The sequence below is a fragment of the Terrabacter sp. R4-6 genome (genome assembly GCF_057529065.1).
The window spans coordinates 3201384-3226234 of sequence record NZ_CP197224.1 but is presented as its reverse complement, the minus strand read 5'-3'; the positions used below and the strand labels follow the sequence as shown (position 1 = coordinate 3226234).

The window sequence follows — 24851 nt, the reverse complement described above, 5'->3', positions numbered from 1 at the left end:
GCATACGCCCTCGCCACGGCGCGCGCTGCGCGAGGATGAAGGGGTGCGGACGGCGACGATCGACGAGCTCACCCAGCGGCTTCGAACGCTCCCGGAGAACCCTCGTGTCGTCGTCAGCGGCAACATGGCGGTCCCGTGGGAGGCGGTCCGGGCGCTCGACGCGGCGCAGCCGACCTACGTGCTCCACGCGCTCAACGCGCCCGCCGGGCTGCCCGCCCGTGAGGGCGTGACCGTCGAGACGTGCTTCGTCGGCCCCGGTATGCGTCGGCACCCCCGCCTGCGCTACGTGCCGTCGCGCCTGTCGCTCGTGCCGCTGCTCTACGGCCGGGCTCTCCCGCCGGACGCCGTGCTGCTCCACTGCGCGCCGCCGCGCAACGGCCAGGTGAGCATGGGCCTCGAGGTCAACGTCCTGCCCGCCGCCCTCGAGGCGTGCCGCGCTCGTGGCGGCCTCGTCGTGGCCGTCGTCAACCCGCAGATGCCCTACACGTTCGGCGATGCGCAGGTGCCTCTCGAGCACGTGGACCTGCTCGTCGAGGTCGACGCGCCCATGCCCTCGCACGCCGCGACGGAGCCCGACCCCGAGAGTCGTCTCATCGGCGAGCGCGTCGCCGCCATGGTCAAGGACGGCGCGACGATGCAGCTCGGCATCGGCGCGGTGCCCGACGCGACGCTCTCGGCGCTCACCTCGCGCCGCGGGATCCGGATGTGGACGGAGATGTTCTCCGACGGGGTGCTCGCCCTCGACGAGGCCGGCGCCCTCGACCAGGACCACCCGCTCGTCACGTCGTTCAGCTTCGGCTCGACCGACCTCTACGCCTGGCTCGACGGGAACCCGCGGGTCCGGATGATGCGCACCGAGAAGACGAACGACCCCGGGCTCATCGCCTCGCAGCGACAGATGACGTCGGTCAACACGGCCCTCGAGGTCGACCTGTTCGGCCAGGCCAACGCCTCGCGGATCAACGCCCGGATCCACTCCGGCTTCGGCGGGCAGACCGACTTCATCGTCGGCGCCCTGCACTCCCCCGGCGGCCAGTCGTTCATCGCGCTGCGCTCGTGGCACCCCCGCGCCGACGTGTCGACGATCGTGCCGCTGCTCGACGAGCCGGTGACGAGCTTCCAGCAGAGCGCCATCGTCACCGAGCTGGGGGTCGCGCCGCTGTGGGGCCGCAGCGAGAAGGACCAGTGCCACGACATCATCGAGAACTGCGCCCACCCGCGCGTCCGCGACGACCTCTGGGAGGAGGCGCAGGCCCTGGGCCTCGCCTGACCCCGCGCGCGCCCAAGGACGGCGTATGCCGCCCTCCCGCCCCCCGCGACGCACCAGACTCCCCGTCGAGTGGCCCCGTCGTCCCACATCCGCGGCATCCCACCCCGTCGAGTGGCCCCGTGGTCACGCCCCCGCCCAACCCCTCGAGTGAGCGCCCCACCACAGTCGGGCGTGGGGCTCGTAGGGTGGCGGGATGAGCTCTGCGCCCACGTCCGACACCCCCGCATCCAACCTGGACGGGCGGCCGATCGCCGTCGTCACGGGCGGCACGCGGGGCATCGGGCTCGCCCTGGCGCGGAACCTCTCCGACACGCACCACCTCGTCGTCGGCGGGCGCAGCGCCGACTCGGTCGCCGACGTCGTCGCGTCGCTCCCGTCGGCCGAGGGGCTCGTCGCCGACCTCGCCGACTGCTCGCCCGGAGGGTCGCTCGAGACCGCCCTCGAGGCCCTCGTCCCCCGCCTGTCCCGCGTCGACGTGCTCGTCCACTCGGCCGGGGTCCTGCGCAACGGGACCGTCACCGACGCTCCCGTCGAGGACTGGGTCGACTCGATGACGGTCAACGTCGTCGCCGTCGCAGCGATCACGCGAGCCCTGCTGCCCGCGCTCCGCAGCGCCCACGGCCTCGTCATCACGGTCAACTCGGGCTCGGGCCTGACGGCGACCCCGGCCTCAGGCGCCTACTGCGCCTCGAAGTTCGCCCTGCGTGCCTTCAGCGACGTGCTGCGCCAGGAGGAGCGCGAGCACGGCGTCCGCGTCACCTCGCTGCACCCCGGTCGCGTCGACACCGACATGCAGCGCGAGCTCGTCGAGTTCGAGGGCGCGGAGTACGACTCGGGCTCCTACCTCGACGTCGCCTCGGTCGTCCGGGCCGCACGCCTGGCCATCGACGCCGGACCCGACGCGAGCGTCGACATGGTCTCGGTGCGCCCCCGCGGCTGGCGTCCCACGACCGCCTGAGCCGTCCACACCACCCCACCACTGCGAGGCAACACACCGAGCAGGTCACGACCCACCGCGATCCGATGCCGGTGAGCTGCGACCTGCTCGGTGTGTTGCGGCTCGAGGGCCGTCAGATGCGGCTGGCGCCTCGGGTCGGGACGAGCGCGAGCCGGGCGAAGGCCAGCGCCTCGGCGAGGTCGACCTCGCGCTGGTCGCGACCCACCTTGCGCGTCGAGACCTCGACGACGACGTCGCCGCCCCATCCGCTGTCGGCGAGGTGCTCGAGCACGTCGCTGCACGGCTCGGCCCCGCGCCCCGGGACGAGGTGCTCGTCGAGGAAGGAGCCGAGGCCGTCGGCGAGGTGCAGGTGCGCGAGCCGGGAGCCGAGCGACTGCGCCATGAGGAGCGCGTCGGAGCCCGCGGTCGCGGTGTGCGAGAGGTCGAGCGTCACGTTGTCGTAGGGCTGGCCGACCGGGTCCCAGTGCGGGAGGTAGGCCATGACCTCGCGGCGGGCCGTGCGCCAGGGGTACATGTTCTCCACGGCGAGCCTGATCCCCGACTCGTGCTCGCGCCGCGCCACCCCGTCGACGAACCCGGCGGCATACTCCCGCTGCCAGCGGAAGGGAGGGTGCAGGACGACGGTGCCGGCGCCGACCTCGAGCGCGAGGTCGATGGAGCGGTCGACCTTGCCCCAGGGGTCGGTGCCCCACACGCGCTGGGTCAGCAGCAGCGTCGGCGCGTGCACGGAGACGATGGGCAGCTCGTGCAGCTCCGACAGCGCCCGCAGCGCCCCGGCCTCCTGCGTGACCGGGTCGGTCCAGACCATGACCTCGATCGCGTCGTAGCCGAGCCGCGCGGCGGTCGCGAAGGCGGTCGCGGCGTTGTCGGGGTAGAGCGAGGCGGTCGACAGGCCGACCCGGATGGTCATGCGGCCATTCTGCGCCACGCACCCGGGGCGGGCCCGGGCCGGTCCGTGCGTGCGCCGTCGATCTGCCGCATCACGACGTGAGGTGGTCGAGGCGACGGAGGATGAGGCCCTCGCGCAGGGCCCACGGGCAGATGTCGAGCTGCTCGACCTGGAGCAGGTCGAGCGCGGCCTCGGCGACGAGCGCCCCGGCGTAGAGCTGACGGGCCCGCCCTTGGGAGACGCCAGGCAGCTGCGAGCGCGCGGCCGTGTCGAGGCGCCCGACGCGGGCGACGATCGCGCGGAGGTCGTCGCGCGAGAGGGTCCGGGGCACGAACGGGCCGTCGGCGCGCGGCGCGGCACCGGCGATGCGCGCCAGTGAGCGCATCGTCTTGGAGGTGCCGACCGCGCGGTCGGGGCTGCCGGACGTCAGCAGCGGGCGCACCTGCTCGGCCAGGCTGGACCGGACGTGCGAGCGGAGCTCGCGAGCGGCCGCCTCCGTGGGCGGGTCGCCGGGCAGCCGCTCACGGGTCAGGCGTCCGGCGCCGAGGGGCAGGCTGAGGGCCACGTCGGGCTCCTCGTCGAGACCGCTCGCCAGCTCGAGCGAGCCGCCGCCGATGTCGACGACGAGCAGCCGCCCGCTCGACCAGCCGAACCAGCGACGCACGGCGAGGAAGGTCATCCGCGCCTCGTCCGCACCGCTCAGCGCCTCGAGCTCGACGCCGGTCTCGGTGCGCACGCGCTCGATGATCGCCTCGCCGTTCGGCGACTCGCGCAGCGCCGACGTCGCGAAGGCGAAGAGGTCGCTGACGCCCTGGTCCTCCGCGACGTCGAGGCACTCGCGGATGAAGGCGACGAGCCGGTCGGCCGTCGCGTCGCTGACCCGGCCGTCGGCCTCGAGGCTCTCCGAGAGGCGCAGCTCGGTCTTGTGCGAGAAGGCAGGCAGCGGCTGCGCGCCGGGGTGTGCGTCGACGACGAGGAGGTGGACCGTGTTGGACCCGATGTCGATGACGCCCAGGCGCATGCCCCAACCCTAGTGCCGGGCAGGGCCCGCGCCCGGGGCCCGCACCCTTCCCACCGAACGCGGCGTTCGACGGCGAACGCGCTGGCAGACCACTGAGTTCGCGACCGAACGCTGCGTTCGGTGGGCGGGGCGAGAGGGCGTATGCCGTCAGGCGGAGCGGCGGCTCAGCGTGAGCGAGGCGAGGGCGAGGGCTCCCGCGATGAAGGCCGCGACGATGCCGAGGTCACCGAGCACCGCGGTCACGGGGTCGCCGTTGCTCGCGATCTCCTTCATCGCGTCGACGGCGTAGGACAGCGGCAGGACGTTGCTGACCCACTCCAGCACGGTGGGCAGCTGGTCGCGCGGGATGAGCAGCCCGCAGAGCAGGAACTGCGGCAGGATGAACGCCGGCATGAACTGCACGGCCTGGAACTCGGTGCGCGCGAAGCCGCTCGCGAGCAGTCCGAGCGCAGTGCCGAGGACCGCGTCGAAGACGGCCACGACGACGAGCAGCCACAGCGGTCCGGCGACGTCGAGACGGCACACCCACACGGCGAATCCCGTTGCGATCACGGCCTGCACGACGGCGAGCGCACCGAAGGCGACGGCATACCCGAGCATGAAGTCGCCCTTGCCCATGGGCGTGGTGAGCAGTCGCTCGAGGGTGCCCGACTGGCGTTCACGCAAGGTCGCGACCGAGGTCACGATGAACATGACGATCATCGGGAAGACGCCGAGCAGGGCCGGCCCGATGGCGTCGAAGACGGGCGTGCCGTCGTAGATCCACGCGAGCAGGCCGAGCAGGACGCAGGGCACGACGATGATGAGCGCGATGGTGCGGTGGTCGGTGCGCACCTGGCGCAGGACGCGGCCGGAGGTGGCGGCGGTGAGACCGGCGTTCACGACGCGCTCCTCTCTCCGGACCGTGCGGTCTCGGCGTCGATGAGGGCGAGGAAGGCGGCGTCGGCATCGACGGCGCCCGTCTGCTGGAGCAGCTCGGCGGGCGTGACGTCGGCGAGGACGCGACCCTCGCGCAGCAGGACGAGCCGGTCGCAGCGTGTCGCCTCGTCCATGACGTGGCTCGACACGACGAGCGAGTGGCCGCGCTCGGCGAGGTGGCGGAAGAGGTCCCAGAGGTCACGGCGCAGCACGGGGTCGAGACCGACGGTCGGCTCGTCGAGCACGAGCAGGCTGGGTCGACCGACGAGGGCGGCGGCGAGGGAGACGCGGGACTCCTGGCCGCCGGAGAGGTCCTGGACGAGCTGGTCGGCGTAGGACACGAGGTCGACCTCGGTGAGGGTGCGGTCGACGGCCTCGCGCAGCTCGGTGCCGCGCAGACCGATGGCCCGACCGAAGTAGGTGACGTTGTCGCGGACGCTGAGGTCGGCGTAGACGCTGGGGCTCTGCGTGACGTAGCCGACGCGGTCGCGCAGCACGGGCGAGCCTGCGGGGTGGCCGAGCACCGTGACGGTGCCCGACTCGACGATCTGCACGCCGACGATGCAGCGCATGAGCGTGGACTTGCCCGAGCCGGACGGGCCGAGCAGGCCGACGACCTGGCCGCCGGGGATCTCGAGGTCAAGGCCCGGGATGACGCGACGTTTCCCGCGCACGACCTTGAGGCCGCTCACGGCGACCGCCGGACCACTGTTATTCATCATGTGATGAAATCTACTCCCGCTCGGGCTCCCTGTCCACGAGATGGTGCTGGAGCACCGGGCCGATGCGCTCGACGAGCTCCTCGCGCGTCGCGTCGGCCAGCGCCGGCACCCGGATGACGTAGCGCGCCACGACGAGCCCGATCATCTGCGACGCGGCCAGGGCACCGCGCAGCTGAGGGTCGGCAGCCCCCGTGCTCGCGGCGATCCGCCCGAAGACCTCGCGCCCGAGGAACTCGCGCAGCATGCGCGCGGCCTCCTCGCTCGTCATGCTCGACCGGACGAGGGCCACGAGGGCGTCGCGGCGCTCCGGCGGCTCCCAGACCGTCAGGAAGGTCTCGACGATCCGCCAGCCGAGCCGGTCGACGTCGCCCGCGGTGATGCGAGCGATGAGCTCGGCCGGGTCGACCGGCACGTCGAGCGTGGCCGCGAAGAGCCCCGCCTTGCCCTCGAAGTAGTGGTGCACGAGCGCAGGGTCGACGCCGGCCTCACGGGCGATCCCCCGCATGCTCGCCTTGTCGTAACCCTTTGCCGCGAAAGACTTTCGCGCTGCATCGACGATCGCCGCACGCGTGTCAGTGCCTCCGGGGCGGCGGCCCCGGCCCTTCGGTGTCGCCTCGCTGCCGGCCCTCGTCGTCATGTGCTCACGCTAGCCCCGCCTGCCGGTGGCGCTGTCGTGTGCCGGCCGACGGGGTCGCGTCGTCACGTGTCGTCTGCGTCGGGGCGCCCGGCGGCGGGACCGGCGCGCCGGTCCCGCCGGCCTCGGATGAGCCGGGCCACGTCGTCGTGGCGGGCCCACTCCGCCCAGCCCGCCGGCGTCGAGCCGTGGGCGTCGTCCTCCGCCAGGGGGTCGGCACCGGCGGCCAGCAGCGCCTCGACGAGCTCGACGTCCCCGAGGAACGCCGCCTGGTGCAGGGCCGTGCGCCCGTCGTGGCGGGCCTCGACGTCCGCCCCCGAGACCACGGCCGACCGGACGGCGTCGGGGGTGGGGGCCCGGTGGATCGGCGGGAGCTCGGTGCGCGACCCGTCCTGGGCGCCGGGCTCACGCTCCCCCCCGTCGAGGCCGTAGCGGGCGAGCAGGTCGAGCCGGGCGTCGAACCCGTGCGACACGGCCCAGCGCAGCTGACGGTCGATCATCTCGTCGACGGTCTCTCCCGCAGTGCCGGTGCGACGGGTCCAGACCTCGGAGGCAGGACGGCCGAGGCCGCGCTCGAGGAGCAGCTCGAGGTGGCTGTCGTCGCGGTTGAACATCCGGTTGTAGAGCGTCTGGCGGTCGTTGGGGTCGGCGCCCCGGTCGAGCAGCAGCTCGGCGAGCTCGTGCCAGTCAGGGTGCCTCGGCTGGCGGCCGCGCCCGCTCTCGCCCTCGCCGAAGACGCCGGTGAGCGCGGTGAAGGGCGTCGCGAGGCCGTGCCAGAGGTAGCCGCTGTCGGGGTCGGCACCGGCGTCGAGCAGCGTCCGTGCCGCGCCGAGCGGGTCCCGCTGCCGGATGCGGGAGTAGACGACGTAGAGCAGCGCTGGCCAACGGAACGGGCCCACGTCGCGCGTGGCCGCTCCGGGGTCGGCCGCGAGGTGGGCCCGCAGCGCGTCGTCGTCGCCGGCGACCGCTGCGACGGCGACGTCGCGCGCGACGAGGCCGGGCTCCTCGGTGAGCAGCTGCTCGGCACGCGCCCACCGGGCGGGCTCATCGCGCGCGGTGTACGTCAGGCAGGCCAAGGCCGGCACCAGTGACACCGGATCAGCCTGTGCTGCAGCGGATTCGGCTCGTGCAGCGACGTCGAGGGCCTCCATGTCGCGCGTCAGGTCCTGCGACGTGCGGAGGTGGGCGAGCAGCTTCGTCCAGCTCGGGAAGCCGTACGTCCGTGCGACGACGAGCTGGGCGTCCGAGAGCGCGAAGGCCGCCGGGTCCTCGGGAGGTCCTTCGGGGTGGTACCGCGCCACTCGCTCGAGCGCTCCGGGTTCGCCGGACCGGACGGCGCGCTGGAGCCGACGCGCATCGCGGCGCAGGTGCTCGAGGTCGGGGTTGGCGGGCAGGGACAGGGCCATGACGGCCTCCTCTCGTCGTGCCCGCGTGCGCTCGTCGGGCCGAAAGGAGGTCGGACCGCGTACGAAAGTGCCCCAGGGAGGCTGAGCCCCTTCCCGCGCACCGGAGGCGACCTGGACGCCACCGCCAGCGTACGCCCACGCTCCCTCGCGAGGGAGCACACGGCATACGCAGTCAGTCGCCCGACGCAACGCACCATCCAGGGGGTGGGCGTCCTCGGCACGGTGGAAACGTCGGCGGCATAGGGTGAGCCGGTGGCTGAAGCACCTCTGGACCTCCCCCGCGTCTGGGTCGAGTTCACCGACCCCGCCGACACGAACCAGCGCTACCGCTGTGACCTGACGTGGCTCACGAGCAGCTGGACGTGCATCTTCGGCAGCGGCTGCCAGGGCATCTACGCCGGCCGGCCCGACGACGGGTGCTGCACCCTCGGCGCCCACTTCACCGAGAAGGACGACTGGAAGCGCGTCGCCAAGGCCGTCGAGGACCTCGGCGAGGACGAGTGGGAGTACCACTCCGTCGGGCGCGCCACGGGCAGCAAGGACGACTGGACCGAGAAGGAGGACGGCGCGCGCAAGACGAAGGTCGTCGACGGCGCGTGCATCTTCCTCAACCGACCCGGCTTCCCCGCGGGCGCCGGGTGCGCGCTGCACCAGCACGCGGTCCTCACCGGGGTCGAGCCGCACACCCTCAAGCCCGACGTGTGCTGGCAGCTGCCGATCCGGCGCACCTTCCGCACCGTCGAGCTGCCCGACGACACGAGCTACCTCGAGGTGACGATCACCGAGTACGACCGCCGCGGCTGGGGGCCCGGCGGCCACGACCTCGACTGGTACTGCTCCGGCAACCCCGAGGCGCACGTCGGCCGCGAGCCGGTCTACCGCTCCAACGCGCCCGAGCTGACCGAGCTCATGGGGCCGCTCGCCTACGCCGAGCTCGCCATCCGGGCCGAGGCGCACCTCGCCCAGGTCAAGGCCGTCCGCGCGCGAGGCGTGCGCAAGCTGCTGCCGCTGCTCGTGCACCCCGCCACGATCGAGGCGCAGCGGAACACATGAGCGACGAGTCCGGAATCATCCCCTCCCCCAACATCTGGGAGACGCCCGACGTCTACGAGGTCGAGAATCGCGGCGTCGACCGCGCCCACGTCATCGAGGACGCGATGCGCGCCGTGCTCGACTGGTCGGGTCTCGACGTCGTCGACATCGGGTGCGGCACGGGCTACCACCTGCCGTTCTTCGCCCGCGACGCGCGTTCGGTCGTCGGCGTCGAGCCGCACCCGCCGCTCGCTTCCCTTGCCGCACAACGCATCTCGGGTATGCCGTCCGTCTCGGTCCGCGAGGAGGGCGCCGCCGCCATCGGGGTGCCCGACGGGTCGTTCGACGTGGCGCACGCGCGCTGGGCGTACTTCTTCGGGCCGGGGTGCGAGCCGGGGCTCGATGAGCTCGACCGCGTCATGCGGCCGGGCGGTGCGGCGTTCGTCGTCGACAACGACGCGACCCGCTCGACCTTCGGCCAGTGGTTCCGCCGGGCGCTGCCGGGCTACGACCCGCGCGCCGTCGAGCGCTTCTGGGAGCGCCGGGGCTGGCAGCGCGAGCGCCTCGACATCCGCTGGGACTTCGACACCCGCGAGGACTTCGAGGCCGTCGTCGGCATCGAGTTCGCGCCCGAGCACGCCGACCTCATCCTCGCCGAGCACCCCGACGCGACCGGCGTCGACTACGCCGTCAACCTCTGGCACCGCCGCTACTGACCCTCGGCGGGTGTGCGCTCGCTCCCTCCGCTGGCTGCTGCTCCCTCCGGCCGGCCGCGCGCTCGACCAGTACCCCGCCGAGGGGCCGCCGTGGTCATTTCTGCCCACGCCCGTCCCCGCGGATGGGCATCGCGGCCGACGCGGCGACCGGCCCGCCCTTCCTACCGTCGAGACATCGACCACCGGGAGGACACCATGGAGACCATCGAGACCGTCATCATCGGCGCGGGGCAGGCGGGGCTCGCCACGGCGCACGAGCTCGTCGGGCGCGGACACGAGTGCGTGCTCCTCGAGCGCAACGAGACCGTCGGGGACGGCTGGCGCCAGCAGTACGACTCGCTCCGGCTCTACTCCTCGGTCCGGCACGACTCCCTGCCCGGGATGCCGTTCCCGGGTGACCCGCGGTCGTTCCCCGGCAAGGACGAGGTCGCGGCCTACCTCCAGTCGTATGCCGCCCACTTCCGTCTGCCCGTCCGGCTCGGCGTGCGCGTGGAGCGGCTCGCGGGCGCACCCGAGGGTGACGGCTTCGTCGTCACGACCGACCGTGGCAGCATCGCCTGTCGCAACGTCGTCGTCGCGACGGGGACCTTCGGCCGGGCTCCGCACGTGCCGTCCTTCGCGGCCGACCTCGACCCGTCGATCCTCCAGCTGCACTCGAGCCAGTACCGCCGGCCCAGCCAGCTGCGCGACGGGGCCGTGCTCGTCGTCGGGGCCTCGCACTCGGGCTGCGACATCGCCCACGAGCTCGCCGAGGGTCGGCGCACCGTGCTGGCGGGGCGCGACTGCGGCCAGATCCCGGTGCGCTGGGACACGCCGGCGGTGCACGTGGCCTTCCCCTTCCTGCTCTTCGCGTGGCGTCACGTGCTGACGCGCCGCACACCGGTCGGCCGACGGATGATGTCCGAGATCCGCCACCACGGCGGACCGATGCTCCGGGTCAAGCGCGAGGACCTCGCGGCGCGCGGTGTCGAGCGACACGTGCAGCGCGTCGCCGGCGTGACCGGCGGCCGCCCGACCCTCGACGACGGGACCGTCCTCGACGTCGCCAACATCGTCTGGGCCACCGGGTTCGAGCAGCGCTTCGACTGGATCGACCTCCCGGTGATCGGTGACGACGGCTGGCCGCGAGAGTACCGCGGCGTGTCGACCGACGTGCCCGGCCTCTTCTTCTGCGGCCTCGCCTTCCAGTACGCGTTCGCCTCGATGGTGCTGCCCGGCGTCGGCCGCGACGCCGCACACGTCGCGAGCCACATCGCGAAGCGGTCGGCTGGTGCATCCGCGACGCGGTCCGAGGCGGAGGCGACCGCCGGCTGAACCGCGCGGGGAGGGACGGTGCCGGACCTGTCGTGCGTCTCGACCGGTCCGGCACCTCGCGGTTGGGCGCGGTCAGGGCTGACGGCGTACGAGATCGTGCTCGAAGGCGAAAGCCGCTGCGGCCGTGCGGCTTCCGACGCCGAGCTTGGTGAAGATGTTGCTCAGGTGACGGGCCACGGTTCGGTCGCTCAGCACGAGTGCCGCCGCGATCTGGGCGTTGCTCCGGCCCTCGGCGACGAGGCCGAGCACCTCGACCTCTCGCTCCGTGAGGCCCGCGGGGCGCGTTCCGGGTGAGCCCAGCCGGTCGAGGGCGTCGACGTCCGGCCGGGCCCCGAGCGACACGAGCACCTCGCGTGCCGACGCCAGCGACCGCCGGGCCGACTCGCCGTCGCCGAGCGCGAGCAGGGCCCGACCGCTGGCGGCTTGGGCCAGCGCCGCCTCGTGGGGCACGTCGAGGCGCACCCAGGCCTGGTGCGCCTTGCGCAGGTAGGGCAGGGCACCCGCCGGGTCGCCGGCAGCCAGCTCGACCCGGCCCCACGCCGTGGCCGCCGTCGCGGTGAGCACCTCGGACCCGAAGGACTCCGCGAGGCTCTCGAGCTCGCGCGCGCACTGGCGCGCCGCGTCGACGTCGTTCGCCGCGAGCAGCACCTCGACGGCGGCCGGCAGGACCCGGCTGCGTCGCACCGCCGGCCCCGGCTCGCCGAGCAGCCGGTGCACCGCCGCCCCGGCGGCAGCCGTCCGCCCCCGGGCCAGCCAGAGCAGGGCCGATCCCGGCTGGGGGTCGTAGCCGTGCTCCGCGCTCAGCTGGTAGGCCTCCTCTGCTCCCTCGAGGTCGCCACGCAGGCGGAGCACGTCGCCGCGCTCGCAGGCGGCCTGGCCGACGGCGTCGGTGGCGCTCGCGAGCCGGTAGCGCTCGATGGCAGCCGTGAGCTCGTCGAGCGCGGCGTCCCACACGCCGTGGGCCCGCATCACCTGGGCGCGGTGCAGGCTGCACTGGCCGGTGAAGGTCACGAGGCCGGGCTGGTCGGTGCACCAGCGGTGCAGCAGCTGCGTCCACTCGACGACGCGGCGCAGGTCGGAGACCTCCTGACAGCCCTCGATGGCGGTGCAGTAGACGTGCCCGAGCATGACCGGCGCCAGGGTCCGGGTCGTCGCCTCGAGCATCGACTCGTCGAGGAGGGAGAGCCCGTCGGTGACGCGGTCGCCGTAGATGGCCATCCGTCCCTGCGCGCACAGCCCGGTCGACAGCAGGCCGGCGTCGTCATGGCGACGGCCGGCCTCGGTCGCCTCGACCGCGCACGCGTGGGCCTCCCCGAAGCGCCCCGCACCGAGGTGGGTGAACATCCGCGCGAACGCGACGTAGCCGGACTCCAGGCTGCCGTCGGGCAGGGCCTCGACGAGGCGCTCGCCGCGACCGAGCCACGCGCCGGCCGCGGAGTGGTCGCCGCTCGTGCGGCCGATCATCGACAGGTGGAAGGCGCAGCGGGCCGCACCGGCGGTGTCGTCCTCGGCCAGGCGCGCGTCGAAGGCGCGCCGGTAGCGGTCGACGGCGTCAGCCATCCGGCCGAGCAGGTGGGCTGCGGCGGCAGCGGACTCGAGGTCGGCAGCCGGGAGCCGGTCGACGTCGACGGCAGACCAGCGGTCCAGGGCCGCGGACCACTCACCGCGCTCGAACTCGGCTCTGGCGCGGACCAGCTCGTCGACGACACCCACGGCACCCTCCTGCCTCGCAGGCTACGCCCGCCGCCCCCGTCCCCGCCCCGCACCTCACACCGTCGAAAGGCCACAAACCGGGCCCGGTTTGTGGCCTTTCGACGGTTGGGGGGCCCGGTTTGTGGCCTTTCGACGGTTCAGTCGGTGAGGTCGAGGGCGATGTCGACGATGGGCGAGCTGTGGGTCAGGCCGCCGACCGACACGAAGTCGACGCCGGTCGCGGCGTACTCCCCCACGACCTCGAGCGTCAGCCCGCCGGTCGCCTCGATCTCGACGGGCTCGCCGGCACCGCGGAGCAGCTCGACGGTCTCGCGCAGCACGTCGACCGTCATGTTGTCGCACATGATGAAGCGCGCCCCGGCGTCGTAGGCCTCCTGCGCCTCGGCCGGCGTCGTCACCTCGACCTGCACGTCGACCTCGGGGAAGCGGTCGCGCACGAGCGCGTACGCCGCCGCCACCGAGCCGGCCGCGAGCTTGTGGTTGTCCTTGATCATCGCGACGTCGTAGAGGCCCATGCGCTTGTTGGTGCCGCCGCCGCAGCGCACGGCGTACTTCTCGAGCCAGCGCATGCCCGGCGTCGTCTTGCGCGTGTCGAGCACCATGGTCGACGTGCCCTCGAGCGCGTCGGCCCACCGGCGCGTGTGCGTGGCCACGCCGGACAGCCGGCTCATGATGTTGAGGATGGTCCGCTCGGCCACGAGGATCACCTGGGTCGGTCCGGTCAGCCGGGCGATGACGTCGCCGCGCTCGAGCCGCGACCCGTCGTCGCCCACGACCTCGACCGTCGGCACCTCGCCGCCGACCTTCTCGGCGACCGCCGCCAGCACGAGCCCGATGACCGGCACGCCGGCGACGACACCGGGTCCGCGAGCGACGATCTCGGCGGTGCGCGTCTGGTCCGCGGGGATCGTCGCCAGCGTCGTCACGTCGACGCCCTCGGGACCGAGGTCCTCACGCAGCGCGACCGTGACGAGCTCTCGCGCCCACTCGTGCGGGAACCCGCTCAGCCCGTCGCCACTCACTGCGTCTCCTTCGTCTCAGCCGATCCCGTATGCCGCACAGCCGCTTTCGCGGTCACCGCACCGTCCGCGCGGTCCTCGTCGAGCACGTCGAGCGGCACCGAGCCGTCGAGGTCGAGACCGTCGAGGTTGGCGCGCGGGACCGGCACGACCGTCGCCTCGAGCACACCGGAGCCGGAGCGCCGGAGGTGCACGTGGTGCAGGAAGTGCGCGTCGTCGCGGGCCGGGAAGTCCTCGCGCACGTGGCCGCCACGGGTCTCGTCACGCAGCGCGGCGGCATACGTGAGCGCTCGTCCGAGGTGGAGCAGGTTGGTCGTCTCCCAGCTCTTGGGTCCACCCTGCTTGTCGGCGTCGTCGGTGACGGCACGGCTCGCGAGCGTGGCCAGGGTCTCCTGCGTGGCCGCGAGCGAGGCTGCCGAGCGCACCGTCCCGGACCCTGCGGTCATGGCGCGCTGCACGTCGAGGCGGCGCTTGCCGCGGATCAGCTCCGGCTCACCGCCCGGTGCGACGGGCGTCGTCTCGAGGAGCTCGCCGGCGCCGAGCCGGGCCGTGAGGTCGTCGGCGATGCGGCGGGCGAAGACGAGCCCCTCGAGGAGCGAGTTGCTCGCGAGCCGGTTGGCGCCGTGGACGCCGGTGCACGAGGTCTCGCCGCACGCGTAGAGGCCCTCGAGCGTGGAGCGTCCACGCAGGTCGGTGCGCACGCCCCCGCTCGCGTAGTGCTGCGCCGGGGCGACGGGGAGCAGCTGCGTCGCCGGGTCGAAGCCGAGCTCGCGGCAGCGCTGGACGATGGACGGGAAGCGCTGCTCGAGGAACTCGGCGCCGAGGTGGCGGCAGTCGAGGTAGACGTGGTCGGTGCCGGTCTCGCGCATCCGGGCGATGATGGCGCGGGCCACGACGTCGCGGGGCGCGAGGTCGGCGAGCGGGTGCTGGCCCTGCATGAAGCGCTCGCCCGCCTCGTCGACGAGGAAGGCACCCTCGCCGCGCACGGCCTCGGAGATGAGCGGCTGCTGTCCGCGCGAGCCCTCGCCGAGCCAGAGCACCGTCGGGTGGAACTGGACGAACTCGAGGTCGGCGAGCACGGCACCGGCCCGCAGCGCGGCGGCCATGCCGTCGCCGGTCGCCACGGACGGGTTCGTCGTCGAGGCGTAGATCTGGCCGAGGCCGCCGGTCGCGAGCACGACGGCTCGCGCGTGCGCGGCGCCGACACCGTCGACCTGACCCTCGCCGATGACGTGGAGCGTGACCCCGCAGACGCGCTCGTCCGCATCGGTGAGCAGGTCGACGACGAGCGCGTGCTCGATGACCTCGATGCCGGGGTCGTCACGGACCCGGTCGAGCGCGGCGATGAGGGCCCGGCTGATCTCGCGGCCCGTCGCGTCGCCGCCGGCGTGGAGGATGCGGTCGCGGTGGTGGCCACCCTCGCGGGTCAGCGAGAGCCCACCGGTGTCGCCGCGGTCGAACTCCGCCCCGAGCGCGATGAGGTCCCAGACGGCGTCGGTGCCCTCGTGCACGAGCGCCTCCACGGCGTCGACGTCACAGAGGCCGACACCCGCGACGAGGGTGTCGTGGATGTGCTCGGCGGCGCTGTCCTCCGGCGACATGACGGCGGCGATGCCGCCCTGCGCCCACGCCGTCGAGCCCTCGTCGAGGACCGTCTTCGTCACGAGGAGCACGCGGTCGACCCTGCGCCGCAGCCGGAGGGCCGTCGTGAGGCCGGCGACGCCGGAGCCGACGACGATGACGTCGGCGGTGGCCGTCCAGCCGGGCGCGGGCGCGCGCAGCCGCCGGGGGACGGTCACGTCGGGGAGCCCGCTCTGCGGCATACGGCTGGCCTCTCAGTCCTGGTACTCGTGGTGGCGCCCGGTGACGGCGGAGGTCATGAGACCGAAGCCGTCGGGCACGTCACCTGCATCGTGCCCCACCTCGACGACGCGGTTGTGGTCGTCGACGAAGACGACCTGCGGCTCGAAGGTGCGTGCCTCGGCATCGTCCATCGCGGCGTAGGCGATGATGATGACCGTGTCACCGGGCGAGATGAGCCGGGCTGCCGCGCCGTTGATGCAGACGATGCCCGTGCCGCGCTCGCCCTCGATCGCGTACGTCGTGAGGCGGTTGCCGTTGTCGACGTCGACGACGTCGACCTGCTGACCCGGCCACAGGTCGGCGGCGTCGAGCAGGTCGCGGTCGATGGTCAGGGAGCCGACGTAGTGCAGGTCGGCCTGCGTCACCGTCGCTCGGTGGATCTTCGAGTGGAGCATGAAACGCTGCACGACAATGTCCTCGAAATAGTCTGTGGTGGAGGGGAGCTCAGGGCTGGGAGAAGGTCTCGAGCGCGCCGCCGCCGGGGCCGACGAGCACCGGCAGGTTGTCGATGAGACGGGTCGTACCCACTCGGCCCGCCACGGCGAGCAGCGCCTCGCCGCGGTACCACTCCGGCACGTCCTCGAGCGTGTCCGGGTGGACGAGCACGAGGTAGTCGACGAGGGCGAGAGGCTCGCGCACGAGCACGGCGCGGGCGGCCCGCCGGACGGCCGACGGCCCCTCGGGTGCGGCATCGGCACCGGCCCTGAGCGCGGCCGAGAGGCACAGGGCCGTCTCGCGGTCGGAGTCGGTGAGGTAGGTGTTGCGGCTCGACATCGCGAGGCCGTCGGGCTCGCGGACGGTCGGCACCGCCACGACGCGCACCGGGAAGTCGAGGTCGCGGCACATCCGTCGGATGAGGAGCAGCTGCTGGGCGTCCTTCTGCCCGAAGTAGGCCGCGCTGCACCGGGTCAGGTGCATGAGCTTGCCGACGACGGTGAGCATGCCGTCGAAGTGGCCGGGTCGGGCCTGGCCCTCGAGGACGTCGCCGAGCGGCCCGGCGGAGACGCGCACCCCGGGGTCGCCGTCGGGGTAGATGACGTCGGGGGTCGGGGCGAAGACGAGGTCGACGCCCGCGGCCGTGCAGATCTCGAGGTCGGCGTCGAAGGTGCGCGGGTAGCGCGAGAGGTCCTCCTTCGGCCCGAACTGGAGCGGGTTGAGGAAGATCGTCACGACGACGTGGCGGTGGCTCTTGCGCGCCTGGTGGATGAGGGTCGCGTGCCCCTCGTGCAGGGCGCCCATCGTCATGACGACGGCGACGTCGCCGTCGTCGAGGGCCGCCCGGGCCTCGCGCAGCTCGTCCCTCGTGCGCGCCACGACGGGCGTCGTGGCGCGTGCGCCGGCGGTCGTGCCGGCGGCGGTGGTGTCAGTCACGGTCGGTCCTCCTCGTGCGCGAGCAGCTCGAGCAGCGGGCCGGCGTCGGAGGCGCGGAGGCGGCCGCTGAGCAGGGCCCGCTGCGCCGTCGCGCGGGCCAGGGCGAGGTAGGTCGGGCGGATGTCCGGGGCGACCTTGCGCAGCATCGCGACGTGCCCGGCCACGGTACCGGCATCGCCGCGCGCCACCGGACCGGTGAGGGCTGCGTCACCCCGGCGGAGGGTGTTGGACAGCGCGGCCGCCAGGAGCGGCTCGAGGACGCGCGCCGGGTCGTCGACGCCGGCCTCGCCGAGCAGCTGCATCGACTGGGCCACGAGCGTCACGAGGTGGTTCGAGCCGTGCGCGAGGGCCGCGTGGTAGGTGACGCGGTCCTCCTCGGCGATCCACACCGGGTCGCCGCCCATCTCGATGACGAGCGCCTCACCGAGGGGCCGCGCGAGGTCGAGCGTCGTCACGCCGAAGCAGCAGTCGTGGAGCCGGTCGAGGTCGAGCTCGGTGCCGGTGAACGTCATGGCCGGGTGGATCGCCAGGGGCACGATGTCGCTGTCGGCCGCCGCCTCGAAGACCGAGATGCCGTGTGCCCCCGACGTGTGCATGACGAGCTGCCCGGGCGTGAAGGTGTCGGTGGCGCTGAGCCCGGCGACGAGGTCGGCGAGCGCGTCGTCGGGCACGGCGAGGACGACGAGGTGCGCGCCGGAGACGACCTCGGGGATCGGCTTGACCGGCACCCCCGGCAGCAGGGTGGCCGCACGCTCGAGGCTCTCCTCGCTGACGGCCGAGACGCCGCTGACGACGTGTCCGGCCCGGGCGAGGGCGGCTCCGAGGACGGCCCCGACGCGACCGGCGCCCACGATGCCGACGTCGAAGCGCGCGGGACGCTCGTGCGGGGTGCTCACCCACGGCACGCTATCGCCTACAGTCGGCAGGCGTGGATCCCCTTCCCTGGCGCGAGGCGTGGCACGAGGCGTTGTATGCCGCCGGGCGGGGTTTCTACGTGGCGCGCGGTGGGCCGGCAGCCCACTTCACGACGGCCGCGCACGGGCCGACCGGACGCGTGCTCGCGGAGGCCCTGCTGGCGCTGTGGGCCGCCGAGCACGGCCCGGCGCTCCCCTCGGCCGTGGTCGACGTCGGCGCGGGCCGCGGCGAGCTCGCGACGCACCTCGTCGCCGCCCTCGAACTCCTCGGGTCGAGGTGTGCCGTCGCGCCGGGTCGCGCTGCATCACCCCCACCGCGGGTGGTGGCGGTGGACGTCGTCGACCGGCCGGAGGGGCTCGACGACCGGGTGGAGTGGCTCCGTTCCCCCGGTGGCGCAGCCCTGCCTCCGGAGCTCACCGGCCTGCGCGACGCCCTCGTCATCGCCCACGAGTGGCTCGACGTCGTGCCGTGCACGGTCGCCGAGGTCGACGCCGGCGGCACGGCGTGCGAGGTGCTCGTCGACCCCGGGACGGGCGTCGAGTCGCTCGGCCGCCCGCTCGGCGAGGCCGACCGGCTCTGGGCCGACGCCCACTGGCCCACGAGCACACCCGGTGACCGCCTCGAGATCGGCCTCGCCCGCGACGAGGCCTGGGCCGACCTCGTCTCACGCGTCGACGACGGCATGCTGCTCGCCGTGGACTACGGCCACACGGCGACGGCGCGTCCGTCCGGGGGGACGCTCACGGCATACGCGAGCGGCCACCTGACGACGCCCGTGCCCGACGGCTCGTGCGACGTGACGGCCCACGTCGCCATGGACACCCTCGACGCCGACGAGGTGCTCACCCAGCGGGAGGCGCTGCAGGCGCTCGGGCTGACGGGCGCCACGCCGCCGCACACGCTCGCGACCACCGACCCGCTCGGCTACCTCGCTGCCCTGGAACGGACGAGCACCGAGGCGCGGCTGCTCGCCCGGGACGGTTTCGGCGGCTTCCGGTGGGCGCTGAAGCGCGTCCCGGGGCACGACGTAACCTGAACGGCATGCGTCGTCTCGCCTCCACGCTGCTCGCCCTCGGACTCCTCGTCGCGCTGCCGAGCACGGCCTTCGCGCACGACGTCCTCGAGCGCACCAACCCGGCCGACGGGACGAGCGTCACGCAGCTGCCGGGCGCGGTTGTCCTCACCTTCTCCGAGGCCCCGCTCGCGATCGGCACCCAGGTCGTCGTCACCGGGCCGTCGGGACCCGTGTCGTCCGGCAGCCCGACGATCGAGGGCCGCGACGTCACGCAGGCCCTCGCGCCGAACGCACCCGGTGGCGACTACACCGTCTCCTACCGGGTCACCTCCGACGACGGCCACCCCGTCACGGGCACCTTCTCCTTCCACGCGACGATCGGGCTCGACGGGTCGACCGCGACGGCGGGCGCGACGGTGCACGTCAAGCCCGCCGCCGGCGCCGACGACGCACAGGGCTCGCTCCTCGTGCCGATCCTGCTCACCATCGTCGGCACCGTCGTGCTCCTCGCGGTGGGCGGCTTTCTCGTCCTGCGTGGGCGCGGGGCCGACCGCGCCTGACGCCTTCCGGCGAGCGGCTCAGTCGGGCTCCGGACCCGGCTCCGGCACGGGCTCGGGGAGCGGCTGGTTGAGGAACCAACGGTGCCCGAAGGGGTCGTGGAAGACGGCGAGACGGCCGATCGGCGGGTTGTCCTCTGGAGCCCGGTCGAGGGTCCCGCCCCCGTCCTGCACGCGGCGGCACAGGTCGTCGACGTCCGGCACGGTGAGGTGCAGCGTCACGGCGTTGCCGCGGGCGGGGTCCGGCGGGGCGACCCCGGCGGACTCGAACGCGTCGGACATCATCCACCGGGCGCCGCCGACGGCCAGCTCGCAGTGCCCGACGTGCCCGTCGTCCATGACGATCGGCTCGACGGTCACCTCCGCCCCGAGGTGCTCGCGGTACCACTCGATCGCAGCCCTCGAGTCGGCCACGCAGATGTAGGGCGTCAGCTCACCCATGTCGTTCTCCCGTCAGTCGGTGATCCGGTCAGGTCGTGCGCTCGGTGCGAGGACGAGCCGCTCGTAGCCCCGCAGCACGAACGTCGGTCGCCGCACCGCCTCGACGACCTCGAGCGGTCCCAGCCGCTCGAGCAGTGCGCGGGTCGAGATCTGCAGCTCCATCCGGGCCAGCGGCGCCCCGAGGCAGAAGTGGATGCCGGCGCCGAAGGCGAGGTGCGGGTTGGGCTCCCGCGACGCGTCGAAGCGGTCGGGCTCGGCGAAGACGGCAGGGTCGCGGTTGGCGGCGCCGAGCAGGGCCGCGACCTTCTGGCCCTGCCGGACCGTCACGCCGTGCAGCTCGACGTCGGCGGTGGCGGTGCGCTCGAAGAGGTGCAGCGGTGAGTCGTGCCGGAGCATCTCCTCGACGAGGCGCTCGACGGCAGCCGGGTCGTCGAGGCGGGCGACCACCGCGTCGCACTGTCCGGCATCGGCGAGGAGCGAGGCGAGACCGTTGCCGAAGCCGTTGACGCTCGCCTCGTGCCCGGCGTTGAGCAGCAGCACGACGGTGGCGACGAGCTCGCGCGGCGAGAGGCGGTCGCCACCGTCCCGCTCCTGGACCAGAGAGGTCAGCAGGTCGTCGCCGGGGGCGGAGGCGCGCTCGGTCGCGAGCTCCTCGACGTAGGAGGCGAACTCCTCGCACGCGCGCTGGGCGTCGCGCTGGGCCTCGTCGTCCGGGTCGACCTCGTACATCCGGACGATGGCCTGCGACCAGTCGCGCAGCCGCTTCCAGTCCGAGGTCGGCGCGCCGAGCAGCTCGCAGATGACGAGGACCGGCAGCGGTTCGGCGTAGGTGGCGATGACGTCGACGCGGCCGTCGCGGTCGAGACTGCGCACGACGTCGTCGAGCAGGCCGGCCGCGATCTCCTCGACCCGTGGACGCAGCCGCGCCACGTGACCACGCCCGAAGGCTCCGGCGACGAGTCGGCGCAGGCGCGTGTGCTTCGGCGGCTCCGAGTCGAGGATCGAGTCGGCGTGCAACCAGTCGAACGTCGTCCACGCGTCGTCACCCTCGGAGCGCGGACGGAGGATCCGCCCGAGCCGCCGGTCGCGCAGGACGTCGTTGGCAGCCGCGTGGGTCGTCGTGACCCACAGGCCCAGGCCCTCGTGCCACAGGACGGGCGCCTGCTCACGGGCAGCGGTCAGCGCCCCGTAGGGCTCGGCCACGAAGGCGGGGTCGCGCAGGTCGAACACGTCGGTCACCCCCACACTCTGCCCGACCGGGCGTGCCCCCGGGAGGGCCACACGGCATACGACCATGGCGTGGGCCGTAGGCTCGGGCCCATGACGGAGACCACCGCCTCGTCGCCGAGCCAGCGTCAGGCCCTGACCGTCGGCATCGGCGCGGGCGGCCTCGCGACCGCCGACATGGTGCTCAACATCGGGCCGCAGCACCCCGCGACGCACGGCGTCCTCCGGCTGCGCATCGTCGTCGACGGCGAGCGGATCATCAGTGCCGAGCCGATCGTCGGCTACATGCACCGTGGCGCCGAGAAGCTCTTCGAGGTCCGCGACTACCGCCAGATCATCGTCCTCGCCAACCGGCACGACTGGCTGAGCGCCTTCTCCAACGAGCTCGGCGTCGTGCTCGGCGTCGAGCAGATGCTCGGCATGGAGGTGCCCGAGCGGGCCGTCTGGGCGCGCACCGCCCTCGCCGAGCTCAACCGGGTGCTCAACCACCTGATGTTCCTCGGCTCCTACCCGCTCGAGCTCGGCGCCATCACGCCGGTCTTCCACGCGTTCCGCGAGCGCGAGGAGCTCCAGGCGGTCATGGAGGAGGTCTCGGGCGGGCGCATGCACTACATGTTCAACCGCGTCGGAGGCCTCAAGGAGGACCTCCCGGCCGGCTGGATGGGCCGCGTCGACAAGGCGATCGCCAACGTGCGCAAGCGGCTCCCCGATCTCGAGCGGCTCATCGTCGGCAACGAGATCCTCGAGGCCCGCACGCGCGGGGTCGGGGTGCTGCCGCTGTCGACCGTCCAGGCGTACGGCGTCTCCGGCCCCATCGCGCGCGCCAGCGGGCTCGACGTCGACCTGCGCCGCGACGCGCCCTACCTCGCCTACGGGGAGCTCTTCGGCGACAAGGGCCCCGGTCGCGTCGTGACCCGGACGGCCGGCGACTGCCTGTCGCGCCTCGAGGTGCTCCTCGAGCAGGCGCACGTGTCCCTCGACCTCGCCCAGGCCTGCCTCGACCGCCTCGTCCAGCTGCCGCAGGGGCCGATCAACGTCAAGCTCCCCAAGGTGCTCAAGGTGCCCGAGGGAGAGATCTACTGCGCGACCGAGAACCCCCTCGGCTTCAACGGCTACTACCTCGTCTCCCGCGGCGAGAAGACCCCGTGGCGGCTCAAGCTCCGGTCGGCGTCGTTCAACAACGTCAGCGTGCTGAGCGAGATGCTGCCCGGCCAGCTCATCGCCGACATGGTCGCGATCCTCGGCTCGATGTTCTTCGTCGTCGGGGACGTCGACAAGTGAGGGGTCGTATGCCGTCCGCCCGGGTCTCGCGCGCCACCGTCCTGCGTGCCGTCGCCGTCACCGTCATCACCGCGACGGTCACGCTCGCGGCAGCCTGCTCCGACGAGGACACCGTCGACACGATCCCGCCGCCCTGGCCCACGCGCACGACGACGCCGGACGGGCCGCCCCAGCCGCCGTCGGTCGACACCACGCCGGCGCCCACCTCGACGATCACCGTCGCCGGCACCACCTGACGCCGGCGACGATCAGCCCGGCGGCTGGTCGTCGTCCTCGTCGTCGCGGGGGCGCAGTCGGCACCAGCTCTGCACGAGCATGCCGGTCACCGCGAGGAGCAGCGCCACGACGGCGTGCAGCACGAACGGCAGGATGCGCCCGCGCTGGGAGTCGACGTCGGCGTCGGGCAGCAGGACGAGCGCGTTGGCGAGGTACCAGCCGACGAGGACCGACCCGGTCAGGGCCCCGGCCTGGCCGAGCACGAGCGTGCGGGCGGCGCGGAGCGGCGTGATGGCGGGGTTGGGCGAGCCGTCGCGGACCTTGCGCACCTGCCAGCCGGCGAGGACCAGCCCGCCGGTGAGGAAGAGCATCGCGGCGGCGCCGACCCATCCCGGCTCGGGCACGGCGCTGCCGCCGGACATCATCCAGCGCAGCGCGAGCCACGCGACCACGGTCATGGCGAGTCCCGCGAGCACGAGGGTCGTGACGCGGATACCGGAGTGGGGTCTCACTGCTGCTCCCATCGGGGACCGGGACGAACGCCCGATCGGTCGAGGTCGGCCAGGAGGTCGGCCACCGGTCGTATGCCGTCACGGCCCTCGGAGACGCGCAGCGTGGCGCGCGGGTCGGCGTCCAGCCACGGCACGAGGACGAACGCGCGCTCGTGGGCGCGCGGATGGGGCAGGGTCAGCTGCGGGTCGTCACTGACGACCTCGCGGAGTCCACCGGGAAGGCCGTACTGAACGAGGTCGAGATCGAGCGTCCTTGCGCCCCAGCGAATCTCGCGGGTGCGCCCATGCAGGGACTCGATGCGGTGGAGCTCGACGAGCAGGTCGCGCGGATGCAGCAGCGACCGGGCGGTGATGACGGCGTTGAGGTACTCGGGCTGCTCGGGACCACCGACGGGGTCGGTGGCGACGATGTCGGAGACCGAGGTCACGGTGAGCCCCGGCAACGCCGTGAGAGCGGCGACCGCGTCGGTCAGCGTCTGTCCGCGGTCGCCGAGGTTGGTGCCCAGGGCTATGACGACGTGGGCGGCGTTCCTCCGCTCGACGCAGACCTGGACATCGGTGAACGGGTGACCGACCGGCGCCTCGGGCTTGTGCACGACGACCTCGACGGACTCGACGAGGTCGTAGCGCAGGACGTCGTCCGCGATGACCTCGGCGAGGCGCTCGATGAGGTCGAAGGACGGCCCCGTGATCCGGGCGACGACGTCGTCGGCCACCTCTGCGTAGTTGACGGTGGCTCCGAGGGCGTCGGTGCGCCCGGCCGGCGCGAGGTCGCAGACCATCGAGACGTCGACGAGGAAGGTCTGTCCGTCGCGCTTCTCGACGTCGAGGACGCCGTGGTTGCCGCGGGCCGAGACGCCCTGCAGCACGATGCGGTCGGTCATCGGTCGAGGCCCTCGCTCAGGTCGTCGGTCAGGTCGTCGGTCGGGTCGTCGGGGACGTGCTCGAGCGCGGCCTGGACGACGGTGAGTGCACGCACCGTCGAGGCGACGTCGTGGACGCGGACGCACCAGAGCCCGGCCATCGCGGCCATGACCGACGTGGCGGTCGTCTCGACGTCACGCTCGGCGGCAGGCCGGGGGGCCTCGCCCTCGTCGCGTCCCAGGCGCCCGAGGAAGGTCTTGCGCGAGGCGCCGAGCAGGATCGGCTGGCCGAGGTCGTGGAGGGCGGGCAGCGCCGCCATGAGGGCCCAGTTGTGGTCGGCGTTCTTGGCGAAGCCGAGACCGGGGTCGAGGACGAGGCGCTCCTCGTCGATGCCACCCGCGAGGAGGGAGTCGCGCCGCTCCCCCAGCTCGCGCAGGACGTCCTTGACGACGTCGTCGTAGACGGCCCGCGACTGCATCTCGGTGCTGTGTCCGCGCCAGTGCATCGCGATGTAGGGCAGCCGGTTGGCGGCCACCCAGGGGACCATCTCGGGGTCGGCCAGACCACCTGAGACGTCGTTGACGATCGAGGCGCCGGCGTCGACGGCGGCCCGCGCGACCGACGCACGCATCGTGTCGACGGAGACCACGGCCCCCTCGGCGGCCAGGGTCGTCACGACGGGGACGACGCGGCGCAGCTCCTCCTCGACCGACGGGCGCTCGGCCCCCGGACGGGTGGACTCGCCGCCCACGTCGACGATGTCGGCGCCGGCGGCGTGCACGTCACGCCCGTGCGCGATGGCGGCGTCCTGCTCGAACCACTCCCCGCCGTCGGAGAAGGAGTCGGGCGTGACGTTGACGACCCCCATGACGAGCGTGCGGTCGCGCACGCCGAGCAGGGACGTCGCGTCGAGGTCGGGGCGGCGCGCGGTCATGGGCGCCATTGTGTCGTGGCTGGTGGTGCGGGTGTCGGGCCGT

At 73.4% G+C, this 24851-nt stretch carries 26 protein-coding genes; 9 read left to right on the top strand and 17 right to left on the bottom strand.

Annotation, left to right across the window (positions count from 1 at the left end):
- Window positions 1-43: 43 nt before the first annotated feature.
- The gene (locus ACSSS0_RS15095) at window positions 44-1270 is read left to right on the top strand and encodes an acetyl-CoA hydrolase/transferase family protein (protein WP_487228637.1); all 1227 of its coding nucleotides are present in this window, start codon (window positions 44-46) and stop codon (window positions 1268-1270) included.
- 193 nt (window positions 1271-1463) lie between these two features.
- On the top strand, window positions 1464-2228 hold the full coding sequence (locus ACSSS0_RS15090) for an SDR family oxidoreductase (protein ID WP_487228636.1): 765 nt from the start codon (window positions 1464-1466) through the stop codon (window positions 2226-2228).
- Window positions 2229-2340: 112 nt separating this feature from the next.
- Here the strand turns inward: ACSSS0_RS15090 and ACSSS0_RS15085 are convergent, their stop codons facing one another.
- The 6 genes from ACSSS0_RS15085 to ACSSS0_RS15060 all read right to left on the bottom strand — a co-directional run bounded on the left by ACSSS0_RS15085 (window position 2341) and on the right by ACSSS0_RS15060 (window position 7818).
- Window positions 2341-3138, bottom strand: a complete 798-nt coding sequence (locus tag ACSSS0_RS15085) for a sugar phosphate isomerase/epimerase family protein (RefSeq protein ID WP_487228635.1) — start codon at window positions 3136-3138, stop codon at window positions 2341-2343.
- A gap of 70 nt (window positions 3139-3208) precedes the next feature.
- A complete protein-coding gene (locus ACSSS0_RS15080; RefSeq protein WP_487228634.1) occupies window positions 3209-4138 on the bottom strand; it encodes a Ppx/GppA phosphatase family protein in 930 nt (309 codons plus the stop codon).
- Window positions 4139-4285: 147 nt separating this feature from the next.
- Window positions 4286-5020, bottom strand: coding sequence for an ABC transporter permease (locus ACSSS0_RS15075; RefSeq protein ID WP_487228633.1), 735 nt, complete (start codon window positions 5018-5020; stop codon window positions 4286-4288).
- Window positions 5017-5778: an ABC transporter ATP-binding protein gene (locus ACSSS0_RS15070; protein ID WP_487228632.1), complete on the bottom strand. Its 762-nt coding sequence runs from the start codon at window positions 5776-5778 to the stop codon at window positions 5017-5019. The genes ACSSS0_RS15075 and ACSSS0_RS15070 overlap by 4 nt, the downstream gene beginning before the upstream one ends.
- A 10-nt stretch (window positions 5779-5788) precedes the next feature.
- A complete protein-coding gene (locus ACSSS0_RS15065; RefSeq protein WP_487228631.1) occupies window positions 5789-6415 on the bottom strand; it encodes a TetR/AcrR family transcriptional regulator in 627 nt (208 codons plus the stop codon).
- Window positions 6416-6477: 62 nt separating this feature from the next.
- Window positions 6478-7818 carry an ankyrin repeat domain-containing protein gene (locus tag ACSSS0_RS15060; protein ID WP_487228630.1) on the bottom strand — a complete coding sequence of 447 codons (1341 nt, stop codon included), beginning with the start codon at window positions 7816-7818 and terminating at the stop codon, window positions 6478-6480.
- 252 nt (window positions 7819-8070) lie between these two features.
- On the opposite strand from ACSSS0_RS15060, the gene ACSSS0_RS15055 reads away from it, so the two are divergent.
- From ACSSS0_RS15055 to ACSSS0_RS15045, 3 genes are all read left to right on the top strand, one after another.
- Window positions 8071-8871, top strand: a complete 801-nt coding sequence (locus ACSSS0_RS15055; RefSeq protein ID WP_435987131.1) for a DUF3109 family protein — start codon at window positions 8071-8073, stop codon at window positions 8869-8871.
- Entirely contained in the window at window positions 8868-9566 is a 699-nt protein-coding gene (locus ACSSS0_RS15050) for a class I SAM-dependent methyltransferase (protein ID WP_435987132.1), read from the top strand. Before ACSSS0_RS15055 ends, ACSSS0_RS15050 begins: the two co-directional genes overlap by 4 nt.
- 195 nt (window positions 9567-9761) lie before the next feature.
- A complete protein-coding gene (locus tag ACSSS0_RS15045; protein ID WP_487228629.1) occupies window positions 9762-10880 on the top strand; it encodes a flavin-containing monooxygenase in 1119 nt (372 codons plus the stop codon).
- 72 nt (window positions 10881-10952) lie between these two features.
- On the opposite strand, the gene ACSSS0_RS15040 is transcribed toward ACSSS0_RS15045, so the two are convergent.
- The 6 genes from ACSSS0_RS15040 to ACSSS0_RS15015 form a co-directional block, all read right to left on the bottom strand.
- Window positions 10953-12593, bottom strand: a complete 1641-nt coding sequence (locus tag ACSSS0_RS15040; RefSeq protein WP_487228628.1) for a LuxR C-terminal-related transcriptional regulator — start codon at window positions 12591-12593, stop codon at window positions 10953-10955.
- Window positions 12594-12730: 137 nt separating this feature from the next.
- Entirely contained in the window at window positions 12731-13615 is an 885-nt protein-coding gene (gene nadC, locus ACSSS0_RS15035; protein ID WP_487228627.1) for a carboxylating nicotinate-nucleotide diphosphorylase, read from the bottom strand.
- Complete coding sequence (locus ACSSS0_RS15030) at window positions 13612-15435, bottom strand: L-aspartate oxidase (protein ID WP_487228626.1); 1824 nt, start codon at window positions 15433-15435, stop codon at window positions 13612-13614. Before ACSSS0_RS15030 ends, nadC begins: the two co-directional genes overlap by 4 nt.
- Before the next feature lie 12 nt (window positions 15436-15447).
- Complete coding sequence (gene panD / locus ACSSS0_RS15025; RefSeq protein WP_435987137.1) at window positions 15448-15882, bottom strand: aspartate 1-decarboxylase; 435 nt, start codon at window positions 15880-15882, stop codon at window positions 15448-15450.
- A gap of 37 nt (window positions 15883-15919) precedes the next feature.
- Window positions 15920-16846 carry a pantoate--beta-alanine ligase gene (gene panC / locus ACSSS0_RS15020; protein WP_487228625.1) on the bottom strand — a complete coding sequence of 309 codons (927 nt, stop codon included), beginning with the start codon at window positions 16844-16846 and terminating at the stop codon, window positions 15920-15922.
- The gene (locus ACSSS0_RS15015) at window positions 16843-17751 is read right to left on the bottom strand and encodes a Rossmann-like and DUF2520 domain-containing protein (RefSeq protein WP_487228624.1); all 909 of its coding nucleotides are present in this window, start codon (window positions 17749-17751) and stop codon (window positions 16843-16845) included. The genes panC and ACSSS0_RS15015 overlap by 4 nt, the downstream gene beginning before the upstream one ends.
- 23 nt (window positions 17752-17774) lie before the next feature.
- On the opposite strand from ACSSS0_RS15015, the gene ACSSS0_RS15010 reads away from it, so the two are divergent.
- Both ACSSS0_RS15010 and ACSSS0_RS15005 read left to right on the top strand, forming a co-directional pair.
- Window positions 17775-18797 (top strand): SAM-dependent methyltransferase, encoded by a 1023-nt coding sequence (locus tag ACSSS0_RS15010; RefSeq protein ID WP_487228623.1) that lies wholly within the window; start codon window positions 17775-17777, stop codon window positions 18795-18797.
- Between the two features lie 5 nt (window positions 18798-18802).
- Complete coding sequence (locus tag ACSSS0_RS15005; RefSeq protein ID WP_487228622.1) at window positions 18803-19336, top strand: copper resistance CopC family protein; 534 nt, start codon at window positions 18803-18805, stop codon at window positions 19334-19336.
- A gap of 18 nt (window positions 19337-19354) precedes the next feature.
- On the opposite strand, the gene ACSSS0_RS15000 is transcribed toward ACSSS0_RS15005, so the two are convergent.
- Window positions 19355-19774 (bottom strand): VOC family protein, encoded by a 420-nt coding sequence (locus ACSSS0_RS15000; RefSeq protein WP_487228621.1) that lies wholly within the window; start codon window positions 19772-19774, stop codon window positions 19355-19357.
- Window positions 19775-19786: 12 nt separating this feature from the next.
- Window positions 19787-21013, bottom strand: coding sequence for a cytochrome P450 (locus ACSSS0_RS14995; protein WP_487228620.1), 1227 nt, complete (start codon window positions 21011-21013; stop codon window positions 19787-19789).
- An 81-nt stretch (window positions 21014-21094) separates the two neighbouring features.
- Here ACSSS0_RS14995 and ACSSS0_RS14990 point away from each other — a divergent pair, with 81 nt between their 5' ends.
- Both ACSSS0_RS14990 and ACSSS0_RS14985 read left to right on the top strand, forming a co-directional pair.
- Entirely contained in the window at window positions 21095-22282 is a 1188-nt protein-coding gene (locus ACSSS0_RS14990) for an NADH-quinone oxidoreductase subunit D (RefSeq protein WP_487228619.1), read from the top strand.
- Between the two features lie 8 nt (window positions 22283-22290).
- Complete coding sequence (locus ACSSS0_RS14985; RefSeq protein WP_435987145.1) at window positions 22291-22518, top strand: hypothetical protein; 228 nt, start codon at window positions 22291-22293, stop codon at window positions 22516-22518.
- A gap of 12 nt (window positions 22519-22530) precedes the next feature.
- On the opposite strand, the gene ACSSS0_RS14980 is transcribed toward ACSSS0_RS14985, so the two are convergent.
- Genes ACSSS0_RS14980 through folP form a run of 3 tightly spaced genes read right to left on the bottom strand, consistent with a single transcriptional unit; the run spans window position 22531 to window position 24808 of the window.
- Window positions 22531-23010: a DUF3180 domain-containing protein gene (locus ACSSS0_RS14980; protein ID WP_487228618.1), complete on the bottom strand. Its 480-nt coding sequence runs from the start codon at window positions 23008-23010 to the stop codon at window positions 22531-22533.
- Window positions 23007-23894 (bottom strand): 2-amino-4-hydroxy-6-hydroxymethyldihydropteridine diphosphokinase, encoded by an 888-nt coding sequence (gene folK, locus ACSSS0_RS14975; protein WP_487228617.1) that lies wholly within the window; start codon window positions 23892-23894, stop codon window positions 23007-23009. The genes ACSSS0_RS14980 and folK overlap by 4 nt, the downstream gene beginning before the upstream one ends.
- Window positions 23891-24808: a dihydropteroate synthase gene (gene folP, locus ACSSS0_RS14970; RefSeq protein WP_487228616.1), complete on the bottom strand. Its 918-nt coding sequence runs from the start codon at window positions 24806-24808 to the stop codon at window positions 23891-23893. The genes folK and folP overlap by 4 nt, the downstream gene beginning before the upstream one ends.
- Between the last annotated feature and the right edge of the window lie 43 nt (window positions 24809-24851).